Raw genomic sequence first — 15,059 nt, forward strand, 5'->3', positions numbered from 1 at the left:
ATGAACAAGCACGCCCCGGTTTCTTCATCGGTCGACAAGGCCGTTCTGCGCAATGGTGGCGAGATTCTCGTCGCGGCGCTCCGCCGCAACGGCGTCGATCGCATGTTCGGCGTGCCCGGTGAAAGCGCACTACCAATCTTTGACGCGCTCTATGAGCCGGATGCCGGGATCCGCTTCATCGTCTGCAGGCATGAGACAACGGCGTCCCATATGGCGGAAGCCGACGGCAAGATCTCGGGACGGCCCGGCATTTGCGTCGTCAGTCGCGGTCCGGGAGCCATGCAGGCCGCACTCGGATTACACACTGCGTGGCAGGATTCCACGCCGATGATCCTGATCGTCGGCCAGGTGCCGCGAGGCCATCTGGGCCGCGAGGCCTTCCAGGAAATGAACTACGTCCGAACCTTTGACGACATGACGAAATGGGTGGTCGAGATCGACTCCGTCGACCGTATTCCGGAATTGGTCAGCCGCGCCTTCCATGTCGCGATGCAAGGGCGTCCGGGACCCGTCGTGTTGTCGATTCCGGAAGATATTCTCGGTTCTGTCAGCGAGGTCGCTGATGCGGCGCCGGCGACAGTCATCGAGGCGGCCCCCTCAGACGCGCAGATGGCTGACGTCCGCGCGCTGTTACAGAAAGCGCAGCGACCTCTGGTCATTGTCGGAAATCTCGGCTGGACGGCCACTGCGGCGGAACAATTCAGAGCATTTGTCGAACGCAATGATCTGCCTGTCGTCGCCGGCTTTCGTTCACAGGACGTGCTCGATAACCGCAGCGATCAATATATCGGTGATATCAGCCTCGGCTGCAGCCGGCCGCTGATGGCGCGGGTGAAAACGGCCGATCTGCTGCTCGTGATTGGTGATCGGCTGGGTGACGTCACCACCAATCATTACTCGCTGTTTGACGTTCCGACGCCCAAACAGGTCTTGATCCATGTGTTTCCCGGTCCGGAAGAGATCGGCCGTGTCTATGTGCCGACACTCGGTATTCCCGCCAATTCGTCGCGTTTCGCCGAGGCGCTCGCCAAATTGCCGCCGCTTGAGAGTAGCGCATGGGCCGGCTGGCGTGCTGAATCGCGTCAGGCCTATGAGGACTATCAGGCGCCACGTACCGATGCGCCGCCATTCGATCTGGCCAAGGTGATCGATCATCTGAATTCGCAATTGCCGGACGATGCGATCGTGAGCAATGGCGCTGGCAACTACACGATCTGGCTGCATCGCTACTATCGCTACCGCAAGCTCCGCACCCAGATCGCGCCAAAGTCGGGTTCGATGGGATACGGCCTGCCGGCCGCCATTGCCGCGCAGCTGCGCCATCCGGAACGCAGGGTCGTCTGCCTGGCCGGCGACGGCTGCTTCATGATGGCCTCACAGGAATTCGCCACGGCGGTCCAGCAGCAACTGCCGATCATCGTCATCATCGTCAACAATGCGATGTATGGTTCGATCCGGATGCACCAGGAACTCAATTTTCCAAATCGCCCGGGCGGCACGGATCTGCTCAACCCCGACTTTGCCGCGCTCGCGCAGTCCTACGGGGCCCATGGCGAGGCGATCGAGGCGCATGACGATTTCCCGGCCGCCTTCGCGCGGGCCGTAGCGGCGGAGCGCCCCGCGATCATCGAACTGCGCGTCAACCGCAATCAGCTGACGCCTGACCGCAGTCTCTAAGGCCAGTCCGGGTAAGCCCGTCCGGGGCTTCCAATCTGAAGGGAACCTCTCGTCACCCCTGCGATAGGGCGCTAAAGTCTCCTGAAGCCCTCGAATCGCGGGCGCTGAAAGAGGCAACTGAGACCATGACCATCCGCCTGCATCGCGGCGATCTGCCGGATCTGAGCCGCTACACCGATTCGGTGGCGATCGACACCGAGACCATGGGTCTCAATCCGCATCGCGACCGGCTATGCGTGGTGCAGCTTTCGCCCGGCGATGGAAGCGCTGATGTCGTGCAGATCCCGGCGGGCCACACGGATGCGCCGAACCTGAAGAAGCTGCTCGGCGATCCCAAGGTCACCAAGCTTTTCCACTTCGCGCGTTTCGATCTCGCTGCGCTCTACAATGCGCTCGGCGTCATGCCTTCGCCGGTCTATTGCACCAAGATCGCCTCCCGCCTGTGCCGCACCTATACCGACAGACACGGCCTCAAGGATCTGGTCCGCGAAGTCCTCGGCGTCGATCTGTCGAAGCAGCAGCAGTCGAGCGACTGGGGCAGCCAGACCCTCAGTGAGGCCCAGCTATCCTACGCCGCATCGGACGTGCTGCATCTGCATGGGCTCCGCGAGCGGCTGAACGTGATGCTGGCGCGGGAGGGCCGCACGGAGCTGGCGCAGGCCTGTTTCGAATTCCTGCCGACCCGGGCCAAGCTCGACCTGTCGGGCTGGGAAAACGAAGACATTTTCGCCCATTCGTGACCGGCTTGCGGCGAAGTGACTTTCTGAAACATCTGAGGGGTCCTCCCGCCGCGTTTCGGTCATAGTCCTCGTTCTGGTGGGGCGGGGCTGCAAACCGGTGCATTTCAGCGTAGACTAGCACTGGTTTGGCATGGCCTTTCTCGGCATGGCCCGTTGGAGCGGCGGTGAGTTCAGTTCAGGTTCCCAGCTATCAGGCGGGCATGGATGCGCGGTTCAGGGCCGCTGCACGCCATAGCCGTTTGGTGCGCGTGCTGCGGATCGCTGTCCCTGCCGTTGTGATCCTGTCGATGGCCGCGATCGTCGGTGTATCGATCTTCAATCCGTTCCGGATCCTCGCCAAATTGCCGCTCGACATGGGCAATCTGGTCGTTTCGGGTACTAAGATCACTATGGAGACGCCGCATCTGTCAGGCTTCTCGCCGGACGGGCGGCCCTATGAATTATGGGCCAAGGCCGCGACGCAGGATCTGACGGACCCTGACAATGTCGAACTGACGACCTTGCGCGCCAAGGTGATGATGGAAGACAAGTCGACGATGACGATGGATGCCCGCACCGGGAAGTTCAATTCGAAGGCGCAGATGCTCTATCTGTATCAGGACATCTTCCTGCAAACGACGACCGGCTACGAAGCGCGGCTGACTCAGGCGGAGATTGACATCGCCAATGGCACCGTCAGATCGGACGAGCCGGTCGATGTCAAACTTCTCAACGGCACTTTGCTCGGGCAACGGATGCGCATTACGGAACATGGCGAGCTGGTGCGGTTCGAGGGTGGTGTGTCGATGAACCTGAAGATGGACCCACCTTCGCCGGATGCTTCGGCTCAGCCTGAGACCGTGGCAGAGCCTGAAGTCGCGCCGGAGCCTGCGAGGCCGCGGGCCGCCAACGGCAAGCGCGCCAACGCGAAATGAATGTGATGATTTTTCTCTTCAATAATATCCGACTCCGCGGGGTGACCGGTGCTGCGATTGCCGTGCTCGCCCTCGCTCTGACAGGCGATGCAAATGCGCAGAGCGCGGTGCAGGGTGTGCCGAATGCGATGCAGGGCTTCTCGCAGAATCGCGATCAGCCCATTCAGATCGAAGCCGCATCGCTGGAAATGCGCGACAAGAAAAAGGAAGCGACATTCGCAGGCGATGTGAAGGTCGTGCAGGGTGACACCACGATGAAGTCGAAGACGCTCGTGGTCTTCTATGACGGCGGTGGCTCGGCGAACGAGCCGGCTGCCAAGGCTGCTCCCAAGACGCCGATCAAGGCGGCGCAACCGGGTCCGGGCGGCTCGTCGGCGATCAAGCGACTTGAAGCGCGCGGCGGCGTTATCGTCACCCAGAAGGATCAGGTCGTCACCGGCGAGACGGCGGTATTCGACACCCGGTCCAATCTCGTCACCATGCAGGGCAATGTTGTCCTCACCCAGGGCAAGAATGTGCTGCGCGGCGATCGTCTGACCGTGGATATGACCACGGGCACCTCACGCGTTGAATCCAACAGCGGCAGGGTTCAAGGCATGTTCGAGTCGTCCGGCCAGCAGAAGGGTGGCGGTGGCCCGACCTCGATCATACCTGGGCCTGGAAGCGGAAAACCCAAGTAAATCTAATGATTTACCGACATGGACGAGCCGGGTCCTGTTGAAACCGGTCGCACAACCAGTTATCGCCATTGTTTTAATCGACATGGAAGGCTTGGCGTTCGGCTGGGCAAGGGACATTTAGTCCGCCATGCTGTTCCCATTGGTCAAACATGCCGCGACGTGGCGCGGATGACGTTTAGAGGCTGATCGAAGCGCGAATGGTTGATTTCCTCGGCATGTTCCGTCGGCGCGCTCCGAAACGCGGTCCGCAGGGTTTTGCGCGCTCGCCGGTCGACATCACGGCGCTTGGCGACAGCATGGGCGACATGCTGGGCAGCCCCAGCCGTGAGGCGCCGCCCTTGGTTCGCACCGGCCCGGCCGATACCCCCCAGGTTCCGCAGGCCCGGGCGGAGGCCCCGCGTGCCCCGCAGCAGGCGCCGGCCCGCCGCCCGGAGAAGGCGCCGCAGCGGCCCCGAACCAACGGCGCCGCCGCACCAAAAGCGTCTCCGCGTGCGGGCTATCTGGCCGTCCATAATGTGAAAAAGAGCTTCGGCTCACGGCAGGTCACCCGCGGCGTCAGTATCTATGTTCGTCGTGGTGAGGCGGTCGGCCTGCTCGGACCGAACGGCGCCGGCAAGACCACGGTGTTCTACATGATCACCGGCCTGATCAAGCCCGACAGCGGCGCCATCGAGCTTGATGGCCACGACGTCACCCAGCTACCAATGTATCAGCGTGCTCGCCTCGGCATCGGCTATCTGCCGCAGGAAGCCTCGATTTTCCGCGGTCTGACGGTCGAGCAGAATATCCGAGCGGTGCTGGAAGTCGTCGAACCCAGCCGGAAGAAACGTGAGCGCGAGCTGGATTCCCTGCTCGAAGAGTTCAACATCCAGAGACTGCGCAAGTCACCGTCGATCGCTTTGTCCGGCGGTGAGCGCCGCCGCGTTGAAATCGCGCGTGCACTGGCGACGCGACCGAATTACATGCTGCTCGACGAGCCCTTCGCTGGCATCGACCCGATTGCGGTGGGCGATATTCAGGATCTGGTCCGCCATTTGACCAATCGCGGCATCGGTGTGCTGATTACCGACCATAATGTGCGCGAAACGCTGGGGCTGACAGACCGCGCCTATATCGTCTATGCTGGTGAAATCCTGACGGAGGGGTCTCCTGAGGAGATCGTGGCTGACCCGGACGTGCGTCGCCTTTACCTTGGCGAGGAATTCCGCCTCTAGACCAAATTTACAATTCGTCAAGTCGTGTACATCAGGCTGGGAAAGAGATAAGCAAGAAACGGACCAACTTTTGGATCGGTTTTTGCCTCCATGGCGCTGACGCAGAGACTAGAGTTCCGGCAATCTCAGTCGCTGGTGATGACGCCGCAGCTGATGCAGGCCATCAAGCTGCTGCAGTTGTCGAATCTCGATCTTGCAACCTTTGTCGAAGATGAACTGGAGCGCAATCCGCTGCTGGAACGCGCCAGCGACGGTCCTGAGCCGCCGGTGGCCGGAGAGGCCACCCCCGAGCGCAGCGAGTTCTCCGGTCACGACGAGGCGGGCTATGCTTCCGGCCAGGACGATGGCGGCGACCATTCCGATTTTTCCGATCGTTCAGGCGGCGATAGCTTCGATGCGCCGGCGCCCGACGAGTGGATGAACCGCGAACTCGGCACCCGCGCCGAGATCGAACAGACCCTGGATACCGGGCTGGACAATGTCTTCTCCGAAGAGCCGGCCGAAGCCGCCGCGCGTAACGCGCAGGACGCAGCCCCAACCGCCTATACCGAATGGGGCGGCGGCGCCTCCAATGACGACAGCTACAATCTTGAGGCCTTCGTTGCCGCAGAGGTGACGCTCGGCAGCCATCTTGCCGAACAGCTCGCGGTGGCGTTCTCATCGCCCGTGCAACGCATGATCGGTCAATACCTGATTGATCTCGTCGATGAGGCCGGCTACCTGCCGCAAGATCTTGGCGATGTGCATGAGCGACTGGGCGCATCTACTGACGATGTCCAAACTGTTCTCGGTGCGTTGCAGAAATTCGACCCCCCGGGGGTCTGCGCACGCAGCCTCAGCGAATGTCTCGCAATCCAGTTGCGTGAACAGAACCGCTACGATCCTGCGATGCAGGCACTGGTCGAGCATCTCGATCTCCTGGCCAAGCGCGACATCGGCAATCTCAGAAAAATCTGCGGCGTCGACGACGAAGACCTCACCGATATGATCGGCGAGATTCGCAGGCTCGATCCGAAGCCCGGTCTGAAATTCGGTTCGGCGCGGACCCAGACTGTTGTGCCCGACGTTTACGTGCGGCCCGGTCCCGATGGCGGCTGGCATGTCGAATTGAACAGCGACACGCTGCCGCGCGTTCTCGTGAATCAGGTCTATTATTCCGAACTGTCAAAAACGATCCGCAAGGATGGCGACAAGTCGTACTTCACTGATTGTTTACAGAACGCGACCTGGCTGGTGCGTGCGCTGGATCAGCGCGCGCGTACTATCCTGAAGGTTGCGACCGAGATCGTCCGGCAACAGGATGGCTTCTTCACGCAGGGTGTTGCGCATCTGCGGCCGCTGAATCTCAAGGCGGTTGCTGATGCCATTCAAATGCATGAATCGACAGTGTCGCGCGTTACCGCCAACAAATACATGGCGACAAATCGCGGCAGCTTTGAATTGAAATACTTCTTTACGGCGTCGATAGCGTCGGCTGATGGTGGCGAAGCGCATTCGGCTGAAGCGGTGCGACATCACATCAAGCAATTGATCGATGGAGAAAGTCCTTCTCTTATTCTTTCGGATGACACGATTGTGGAACGCTTGCGCGAAGCCGGAATTGATATCGCGCGCCGTACCGTTGCCAAATACCGTGAAGCCATGCGTATTCCATCTTCGGTCCAGCGCCGCCGCGACAAGCAGAGTATGCTCGGCAATGCACTCACGGCGCCCGCCATATCGTCCGACAGGACAACCGACCGATCCCGCGACACTGCACCAGCTTGATTGCACTCCCGCGGAAACGGGATACTGTCGGTTCAGCGCAGAACGAATCGAGGCATCAGCATGACCCTTCGTATCTCGGGAAAAAGCATCAATGTTGGAGACGCTTTGCGAGGCCGCGTGAGCGAGCGGACCGACGAGGTCCTTCGCAAATATTTCGATGGCAATTATTCCGGCCACATTACGCTCAGCAAGGACGGCTTCGGCTTCCGCACTGATTGTGCGTTGCATCTTGATTCCGGAATTACGCTCGAAGCGGACTCCAATGCAGCGGATGCTTATGCCAGCGCCGATCAGGCGCTGCTCCAGATCGAGAAACGTTTACGTCGCTACAAGAGCCGGCTGAAGGATCGTTCCGCGCGCAAGGCGCATGCGGAAAATCAGGCGATGGCCGAACTCACGGCCCCGACTTTGGACGCGCCGAGCTACATCCTTGAGGCCCCCGATCACGAGGACGATGCCGACGGCGGCTACGATCCGGTCATCATTGCCGAATCGACGAGGTCGCTGAAGCGGCTTTCGGTGAGCGAAGCTGTCATGGAACTCGACTTTACCGGCGCCGCGGTTGTGGTATTTCAGCATGGCAGTACCGGCCGGCTAAATATCGTTTATCGACGGGGGGACGGTAACGTGGGTTGGGTCGATCCGCCGGTGGTTAAACCGTCTTGACGGCATTGACGCCCAAACGCCCCCTCCCTATGGTCCGCCGCCTTTGACAGGTTATGCCCGTCAATGGATTTCGCATGGGGGGTTCCGGTGCTAGAGTACGTTCGGGCGTTCGCGCCCGGTGCGTTTTCCACCACAGGGAACGATGCCCTTTCCAGTCTTTCTTGACGCTGCCGGTTTTGGTTCTAACTACCCGCTGACGGTCAAACATCCTCGGAACGGTCAATGACGATTACCGATCTGGTCGCGCCCGAGGCGATAATCCCGGCGTTGAAGGTCAACAGCAAGAAGCAGGCGCTGCAGGAGCTCGCGGCGCGCGCGTCTGCGCTCACCGGTCAGAACGACCGCGCCGTTTTCGAGGTGCTGTTGCAGCGCGAGAAGCTCGGTACGACGGCCGTGGGCTATGGCGTTGCCATTCCGCATGGCAAGTTGCCGAAACTCGACAAGCTGTTCGGCCTGTTTGCGCGCCTCGACCGTCCGATCGATTTCGAGGCCATGGACGGCCAGCCGGTCGATCTGGTGTTTCTGCTGCTGGCGCCTGAAGGTGCCGGCGCCGATCATCTGAAGGCGCTGGCACGGATAGCACGTCTCCTGCGCGATCAGGACGTCGCCAAAAAGCTGCGTGCCTCCCGTGACGCGCAGGCGATCTATTCCGTGCTCGCTTTGCCGCCGGCGACGGCCGCTTAACCGTCTCACCCCGCAGCTTGCGCTAGAAGCGCCCGGTTTGACCGGGCGATTCTGTACCCCGAACCAGGCCCATATCTGTGTGGGGACGGAAGGCTGGTTGGCCTCGCCGGCTTACGCCGCGAATTCCCTTGCGGAGATTGGAGCGAGCGACTCGTTGCGCACCGCCTGCCGCGCGGTGATCGATGCGAGTTCGTTCATGGCTACAGAGGCGGCTTCGGCCTGCGTTTCGGCACGGACCGATTCTGCTTCTTCTGCTGCGGCAGCTGCGCGCGATGAGGCTGCCATCCGCAGTGCTGTCTGGATCTCACTGGAATCCGCGCCGCTCTTGAGTAGCAGCAGCGTCAGCAGCGCCTTGACGTCGGAATTCATCGCGTCTGCACTCTGCTTCATGCGTCGCACTGCCGCTGACGTTTCGGGAACGTTGACGGCCGCTACGGGACGAAGCTTGGCGACATTGCTACCCGAAGCTTCTGTACCCTGCATGCGCATCGGACTGGCATGTTCTTCCGCCATCATCACCCGCGATGCGGCAGCAAGCTGCAACGCATTGTGAATCTCCGGCGAACTGGTGCCGGTCTTCAGCAGCAGCAAAGTGAGGAGGGCTTTGACGTCCGAGTTCATCGCGGCACTGTTTTGCATGGCGTTCCTCGCTTGTGAGAAGAGTGACGGGGTTAGTTGAAACGTTGTCCGATCAGTCGTTCAAAGAAGGTTGGTTGTTGCGGCGAAGGTTGTGAGCGCACCGTCCTCAAGGCTGCCGCGGATCAGGGTTGGTGAGAGAAAGTCCGGATCTGCGAGTGCTACAGTCGTCACAAGGCGCGCGCTATCCAGGGCGCCGGGTTTCTGAACGGCCTCAGTGCTCAATTGCCCGACCGGCAAGCGGTCTGACTTGGTCACGAAAGGCGGGTTGCCGTCGGGCGCGGTAATGGGAGGGACGGTGCCGTCGGCGCGCATCAGGAATACGGCGGCCGCTGCGCAGCCCGGCGCAAAAACGAAGATTGCGAAGCAGGCTGCAACCACCGGCCGACTATCAAAACTCCGGGAGCTGGTCCGGGGAACTGAATCTGATTTCTGAGGGGTGATCGTTGCACCGAAGTTCCGCAGCAAGTCTTCGACTTGAACGATCTGGGCTTGTGTCGATCCGCTCATGGCGACCTCGAATCTCACTATGACCAGAGTTTCTCAAGTCATGGTGAATGCGTGGTCACTGTTTTCTTCTGTGAAATGGCAGCAGCAATCAGGCGCAATGTTGCCATCGCATCGGATATCTGGATTGTTATTGATGAGGGGATCGGTTTTTCAGATGGCGATGGTGGCTGGAGCCCGTGTCCGAATCGATCACGTCACATGCTGCGCTGACGGTGTTGACGAGGGGTAAAGCAAATACCGCGTTATCAAATGAAGCACGAGCGGCTGCGTATGATGACAGTTGTTGTTCGGACATTGGGATACGCGGTTCCACCGCGTATCCTGACATCTGCATGCTGGCCGGTTCGCGTTAGTGAACGCTGACGGTCTGCAATTCCTGGCTCCATGCATTCGCAATCGCAGCTTCTCGGCTGTCGGTGAGCATGATCGGTGTGCCGTCGGCGGCATGCAGCGCGAACAGCTGCAGTCCCGGCGCAATCGCTGGCGCCTGCGGGAATAGTCCCGGCACGTCTTCCGAGCGAACCGGCTTCACATAGGCGATCATACCTTCGCCCAGATGCGCCAATGCTTCGGTGGTGACGGCGGCATTTTCATTGATCGTAACAACTTCAGTCATCGTCTCGACTCCTTCTATGAGATCAAGCGGTCGAGTCCGCTACTCGTTCCATACTCAGGATGCATGACTTGATCGAAAACCAGAAACCAGTTTGTCGGGTCATGCATTATTCGTGTTCATTGATAGCGATTGTCTTAATGACCCTTTCAGGCTCAGGCCTGGCCAGATCAATCGACAACAGCCCGTTCTTCAGATCCGCACCCAGCACCAGCATCCCCTCTGCCAGCACAAAAGTACGCTGGAAGTGACGCGCGGCGATGCCGCGATGGATATATTGCCGGGTCTTGTCGTCCTGCTGGCGGCCCCGGATCACGAGCTGGTTTTCCTCGGTGGTCACATCGAGTTGATCGCGGGTGAAACCTGCGACCGCCAGCGTGATCCGCAGGCGCTCGGGTTGACCGGTGTTACGGTCGCACCGCTCGATGTTGTAAGGAGGATAACCGTCGGCGCCTTTGACAACGCGATCGAGCGCACGCTCAATCTCGTCGAATCCCAAAAGGAACGGACTGGATAACGAAGGAACACGAGACATACCTACAAAGCCCTCTCGAAGCGACTTTGAGGGGCCCTTACGGCACCCCTGGCCAATCGGCACTCTGCCAACCGGTCATTCAACAATATGGGCATGCCAAAGCCCGGTTCAAGCACCCCTAACTTGCCGGGAAACCGTTACTAAGGCCTTGAAACGGATCAGATATCGATCCGACTGCGGCCGTCGGCGCTGAACAGGTGCAGTTTGTCGCGGGAAGCCGTGGCGCGGATCGACGCACCGATGGCCGGGGCGTCCTGGCCGGGGATGCGGACGATGATCTCACCCTCGGGCAGCTCGCCCGGGGTGGCGCTGACGGCCTTCTCAGCCCGCGCGCTGGTGCCGTAGACGAAGGTTTCCGCGCCCACCCGCTCGATGGCCTCGACCGTCAGGTTCAGGGTGATTCCGTCGGCTGTGGCCGCCTCACCGGAGATCGCGAGGTCTTCCGGCCGAACGCCGAGAATGCCGGTCCCGGCGGCGCTGCGGCTGTCGCCGGCGAACCGGGCACGGATTTCATCACCATTCAGCTTGATCAGGTTCATCGGCGGCGCGCCGATGAAGGAGGCGACGAAGGTGGTCGCCGGCTTGCGGTAAATATCGAGCGGGCTGCCGATCTGCTCGACCTGGCCGCCATTCATCACCACCAGAATATCCGCCAGCGTCATCGCCTCGAGCTGGTCGTGGGTGACATAGATCGACGTCGTCTTCAGCCTGCGCTGCAGCTTGCGGATTTCGACACGCATGGCGACGCGCAGCTTGGCATCGAGATTGGACAGTGGCTCGTCGAACAGGAACACCTTCGGCTGCCGCACGATGGCGCGACCCATGGCGACGCGCTGGCGCTGTCCACCGGACAATTGTCGCGGCTTACGATCGAGCATTGCCGTGATTTCGAGGATCTGCGCGGCTTCGCGCACGCGCGTATCGATCTCGGGTTTCGGCATGCCCCGATTGCGCAAGCCGTAAGCCATGTTGTTGTAGACGCTCATATGGGGATAGAGCGCGTAGTTCTGGAACACCATGGCGATATCGCGATCGGCCGGTTCGATCTCGTTGACGACACGGCCGCCGATATCGATCTGGCCGGAGGTGATGGTCTCCAGGCCGGCCACCATGCGCAGCAACGTCGACTTGCCGCAGCCGCTTGGTCCCACCAGCACGCAGAACTGGCCGTCGCCGATTTCGAAATCGATGCCCTTGATGGCCTCGAATCCGCCGGGATAGGTCTTGCGGACGTTGCGCAGCGATACGTTGGCCATCTGAATTTACTTCTCCGTCTCGACCAGGCCGCGTACGAACAGCCGCTGCATGAACACAACCACGGCGACAGGCGGCAGCATGGCAAGGATCGCGGTGGCCATCGCGAGCTGCCACTCGGCGAGCTCGTCTGTCGTCGCCAGCATTTTCTTGATACCGGTGACGATGGTCTGCATGGATTCCTGCGTTGTGATCAGCAGCGGCCACAGATACTGGTTCCAGCCATAGATGAACTGGATCACGAACAGAGCCGCCATTGTGGTGACCGACAACGGCAGCAGCGTATCCTTGAAAAAGCGGAAGGGACCGGCGCCGTCGATGCGCGAGGCTTCGAGCAATTCATCGGGGATGGTCATGAAGAACTGACGAAACAGCAGCGTGCCGGTGGCCGATGCGATCAGCGGCAGGATCAGCCCGGCATAGGTGTCGAGCATCTTCAGATCGGCGATCACCTTGTAGGTCGGATAGATACGGACCTCGACCGGCAGCATCAGCGTCACGAAGATGATCCAGAACGCCGTCTGGCGGAACGGAAAACGGAAATACACCACCGCATAGGCGGAGAGGATCGAGATCACGATCTTGCCGAGCGCGATGCCCATTGCCATGATGAATGAATTCATCAGCATCTGACCGACCGGCTCGCGGCTGTAGCGCGACCCGCCGACGAAAATCGCACGGTAGTAGTTCTCCAGCGCATGACCGCCCGGCAGCATCGGCATGTTGCCGTTGACCACTGTCGCGGCGTCATGGGTCGAGGCGATCAGTGCGACATAGACCGGGAAGACGACGATGAACACGCCGAGGATCAGGATCGCGTAAGCGAGGATGTCGTTCCAGCGGCGGTGCTCGACCATCAGTACTGCACCTTGCGCTCGACGTAACGAAACTGGATGGCCGTGAGCGCGATCACGATAACCATCAGGATCACCGACTGCGCTGCCGATCCGCCGAGGTCGCCGCCGAGCCTGCCGTCGGCATAGACCTTGTAGACCATGGTGGTCGTCGCCCCGGCCGGCCCACCACCCGTGACGGCGTCGATGATGCCGAAGGTGTCGAAGAAGACATAGACGACGTTGACGACCAGCAGGAAGAACGTGGTCGGCGACAGCAGCGGGAACGTGATCGTCCAGAACCGTCGATATGGTCCGGCGCCGTCGATCGCCCCGGCCTCAAGTACGCTGCGCGGGATCGCCTGCAGGCCGGCCAGGAAGAACAGGAAATTATAGGCGATCTGCTTCCACACCGCGGCCATGACAACGAGCGCCATGGCGTGGTTGCCGTTCAGCAGCGGATTCCAGTTGAAGCCCATCAGGCGCAGCGGCCGTGCCATGGTGCCAAGCGTCGGGTGGAAGATGAACAGCCACAGCACGCCGGCAACCGCGGGAGCCACCGCATAGGGCCAGATCATCATAACCTTGAACGTCGGCGCTGCTTTCAGATTCTTGTCGGCCTGGGTTGCGAACAACAGCGCGATCGACAGCGAAAGCGCCGCGACCAGCGACGAGAACACCAGCGTCGTCGCCATCGCCTTGTAATATTCGGGCTGCGCAAGAAGAGCCTGATAGTTCTCCAGCCCGATGAATTCCGAATTCAGGCCGAACGCATCTTCGCGCAAAAACGACTGCCAGACGGCCTGACTCGCCGGCCAGTAGAAAAACACCAGGGTGATGACCAGCTGCGGCACGAGCAACAGATATGGCAGCAGCTTACCCTTAAAGACCGCTGACTTTTCCATTGACGTGGTCGTGCCTTCGATGCCGGTGCTTTGGATGCCGTGGTCGAAGGCCCGCTCCGGTGTTGGAACGGGCTTCGTGGGAGCGTTACTTCGCAGTCTTTTCGAAGGTCCGCAACATGGCGTTGCCGCGGCTCACGGCCGTGTCGAGTGCCTGTTGCGCCGTCTTCTGGCCACCCAGCGCAGCCTCGATCTCTTCGGACCAGATGTCGCGCAGTTGCACCATGTTGCCGAATCGAAGCCCGCGCGAATTCTCGGTCGGCTCCTTGTTGGTCAGCTCCTTCAGCGGCGTCTGCAGCACCGGGTTCTTTTCGTAGAAGCCGTCAGCCTTGGTCTTCTCGTAAGCCGCCTTGGTAATCGGCAGATAGCCGGATTCCTGATGCAGCCTGGCCTGGCGGTCGGTGTCGGACAGGAAGCTGAAGAATTTCGCGATGCCCTTGTATTCGTCGGGCTTCTTGCCGCCCATCACCCATAGCGAGGCGCCGCCGATGATCGAGTTCTGCGGCGCGCCGGTGACGTCGGGATAGTAGGGCATCGGCGCCGAGGTGAAGGCGAATTTGGCAGTGCCCTTGGCGGTGGCGTAATAGCCCGACGAGGTCATGAAGAGCGGGCATTCGCCGGAGCCGAACCGGCTTTCGCTGGCATTGCCGCGGCCGGAATAATCGTAGGTCTTGTCCTTCTGCAGTTCGATCAGCGTCTGCAGATGTTTGACATGCAGCGGCGAATTGAACTTCAGTTCGGTGTCGAAGCCATCGAGTCCGTTCGCCTTGCTGCCGATAGGCACGTTGTGCCACGCGGAAAACTGCTCGATATGCGCCCATGTCGCCCAGGCATTGGAGAAGCCGCAGGTGGTATAGCCGGCCGCCTTGAGCTTCCTGGCGTCCTCGAACACTTCGGGCCAGGTCTTCGGAATCTCGGCGATGTTGGCCTTCTTCAGCGCATCCAGATTGACCCACATCACCATCGAGGATGAATTGAAGGGGAACGACAGCATCTCGCCCTTCGAGGTCGAGTAGTAGCCGGTAATCGCGGGCAGATAGTTGTTTGGATCGAACGGCTCGCCCGCATCCTTCATGAGCTGGTAGACGGGTTTAACGGCGCCCTTGGCGCTCATCATGGTCGCGGTACCGACCTCGAAGACCTGCAGGATGTGCGGTGCGGTACCGGCGCGGAATGCTGCGATGCCGGCATTCATGGTGTCGGGATAGCTGCCCTTGAAGGTCGGAACCACCTTGTAGTCCGACTGGCTGGCGTTGAAATCGGCCGCGAGCTTGTTGACGATGTCGTTGTTGCCGCCGGTCATCGCGTGCCACCACTGGATCTCCGTCACCGCATGCGCGGGCGAAGCGAGCGCCAGCGTGGATGCGAACAGGGCAGCAAGTGCGAATGGGGGGCGGATCATGCAGTTTCTCCCGAAGTGCCGTCATCTCGTTG

Annotated in this window: 17 protein-coding genes; 9 read left to right on the forward strand and 8 right to left on the reverse strand. The window is 60.6% G+C overall.

What is annotated here, in order from left to right:
• The 8 genes from ACEK02_RS20990 to ptsN all read left to right on the forward strand — a co-directional run bounded on the left by ACEK02_RS20990 (position 1) and on the right by ptsN (position 8,342).
• The gene (locus ACEK02_RS20990) at positions 1-1,677 is read left to right on the forward strand and encodes a thiamine pyrophosphate-binding protein (RefSeq protein ID WP_371423489.1); all 1,677 of its coding nucleotides are present in this window, start codon (positions 1-3) and stop codon (positions 1,675-1,677) included.
• Positions 1,678-1,802: 125 nt separating this feature from the next.
• Complete coding sequence (locus tag ACEK02_RS20995) at positions 1,803-2,417, forward strand: ribonuclease D (protein WP_371423490.1); 615 nt, start codon at positions 1,803-1,805, stop codon at positions 2,415-2,417.
• 164 nt (positions 2,418-2,581) lie between these two features.
• Entirely contained in the window at positions 2,582-3,331 is a 750-nt protein-coding gene (gene lptC / locus ACEK02_RS21000) for an LPS export ABC transporter periplasmic protein LptC (RefSeq protein WP_371423491.1), read from the forward strand.
• A gap of 5 nt (positions 3,332-3,336) precedes the next feature.
• Positions 3,337-4,011 (forward strand): LptA/OstA family protein, encoded by a 675-nt coding sequence (locus tag ACEK02_RS21005; RefSeq protein ID WP_371423492.1) that lies wholly within the window; start codon positions 3,337-3,339, stop codon positions 4,009-4,011.
• Between the two features lie 197 nt (positions 4,012-4,208).
• Complete coding sequence (gene lptB / locus ACEK02_RS21010; RefSeq protein ID WP_371423493.1) at positions 4,209-5,225, forward strand: LPS export ABC transporter ATP-binding protein; 1,017 nt, start codon at positions 4,209-4,211, stop codon at positions 5,223-5,225.
• 90 nt (positions 5,226-5,315) lie between these two features.
• On the forward strand, positions 5,316-6,992 hold the full coding sequence (gene rpoN / locus ACEK02_RS21015; protein ID WP_371423494.1) for an RNA polymerase factor sigma-54: 1,677 nt from the start codon (positions 5,316-5,318) through the stop codon (positions 6,990-6,992).
• 60 nt (positions 6,993-7,052) lie between these two features.
• On the forward strand, positions 7,053-7,658 hold the full coding sequence (hpf, locus tag ACEK02_RS21020) for a ribosome hibernation-promoting factor, HPF/YfiA family (protein WP_092140795.1): 606 nt from the start codon (positions 7,053-7,055) through the stop codon (positions 7,656-7,658).
• A 222-nt stretch (positions 7,659-7,880) separates the two neighbouring features.
• Complete coding sequence (ptsN, locus tag ACEK02_RS21025; RefSeq protein ID WP_371423495.1) at positions 7,881-8,342, forward strand: PTS IIA-like nitrogen regulatory protein PtsN; 462 nt, start codon at positions 7,881-7,883, stop codon at positions 8,340-8,342.
• 111 nt (positions 8,343-8,453) lie between these two features.
• Here ptsN and ACEK02_RS21030 read toward each other — a convergent pair whose 3' ends face one another.
• Both ACEK02_RS21030 and ACEK02_RS21035 read right to left on the reverse strand, forming a co-directional pair.
• Positions 8,454-8,981 (reverse strand): hypothetical protein, encoded by a 528-nt coding sequence (locus tag ACEK02_RS21030; protein ID WP_371423496.1) that lies wholly within the window; start codon positions 8,979-8,981, stop codon positions 8,454-8,456.
• Positions 8,982-9,041: 60 nt separating this feature from the next.
• Entirely contained in the window at positions 9,042-9,488 is a 447-nt protein-coding gene (locus ACEK02_RS21035) for a hypothetical protein (protein WP_371423497.1), read from the reverse strand.
• 51 nt (positions 9,489-9,539) lie between these two features.
• Here ACEK02_RS21035 and ACEK02_RS21040 point away from each other — a divergent pair, with 51 nt between their 5' ends.
• On the forward strand, positions 9,540-9,698 hold the full coding sequence (locus ACEK02_RS21040; protein WP_371423498.1) for a hypothetical protein: 159 nt from the start codon (positions 9,540-9,542) through the stop codon (positions 9,696-9,698).
• Positions 9,699-9,837: 139 nt separating this feature from the next.
• Here ACEK02_RS21040 and ACEK02_RS21045 read toward each other — a convergent pair whose 3' ends face one another.
• The 6 genes from ACEK02_RS21045 to ugpB all read right to left on the reverse strand — a co-directional run bounded on the left by ACEK02_RS21045 (position 9,838) and on the right by ugpB (position 15,027).
• Positions 9,838-10,104, reverse strand: a complete 267-nt coding sequence (locus tag ACEK02_RS21045) for a DUF1150 family protein (protein WP_371423499.1) — start codon at positions 10,102-10,104, stop codon at positions 9,838-9,840.
• A 106-nt stretch (positions 10,105-10,210) separates the two neighbouring features.
• Positions 10,211-10,636, reverse strand: coding sequence for an Hsp20 family protein (locus tag ACEK02_RS21050; protein WP_371423500.1), 426 nt, complete (start codon positions 10,634-10,636; stop codon positions 10,211-10,213).
• Between the two features lie 158 nt (positions 10,637-10,794).
• A complete protein-coding gene (locus ACEK02_RS21055) occupies positions 10,795-11,892 on the reverse strand; it encodes a sn-glycerol-3-phosphate import ATP-binding protein UgpC (protein WP_371423501.1) in 1,098 nt (365 codons plus the stop codon).
• Between the two features lie 6 nt (positions 11,893-11,898).
• Positions 11,899-12,747, reverse strand: a complete 849-nt coding sequence (ugpE, locus tag ACEK02_RS21060; RefSeq protein WP_371423502.1) for a sn-glycerol-3-phosphate ABC transporter permease UgpE — start codon at positions 12,745-12,747, stop codon at positions 11,899-11,901.
• On the reverse strand, positions 12,747-13,628 hold the full coding sequence (gene ugpA, locus ACEK02_RS21065) for a sn-glycerol-3-phosphate ABC transporter permease UgpA (RefSeq protein ID WP_371423503.1): 882 nt from the start codon (positions 13,626-13,628) through the stop codon (positions 12,747-12,749). Before ugpA ends, ugpE begins: the two co-directional genes overlap by 1 nt.
• Positions 13,629-13,713: 85 nt before the next feature.
• The gene (gene ugpB, locus ACEK02_RS21070) at positions 13,714-15,027 is read right to left on the reverse strand and encodes a sn-glycerol-3-phosphate ABC transporter substrate-binding protein UgpB (protein ID WP_371423504.1); all 1,314 of its coding nucleotides are present in this window, start codon (positions 15,025-15,027) and stop codon (positions 13,714-13,716) included.
• Positions 15,028-15,059 lie beyond the last annotated feature (32 nt).

Origin of the sequence: Tardiphaga sp. (assembly GCF_041424195.1) — a bacterium.
In the GTDB taxonomy this organism is placed as follows: Bacteria; Pseudomonadota; Alphaproteobacteria; order Rhizobiales; family Xanthobacteraceae; genus Tardiphaga.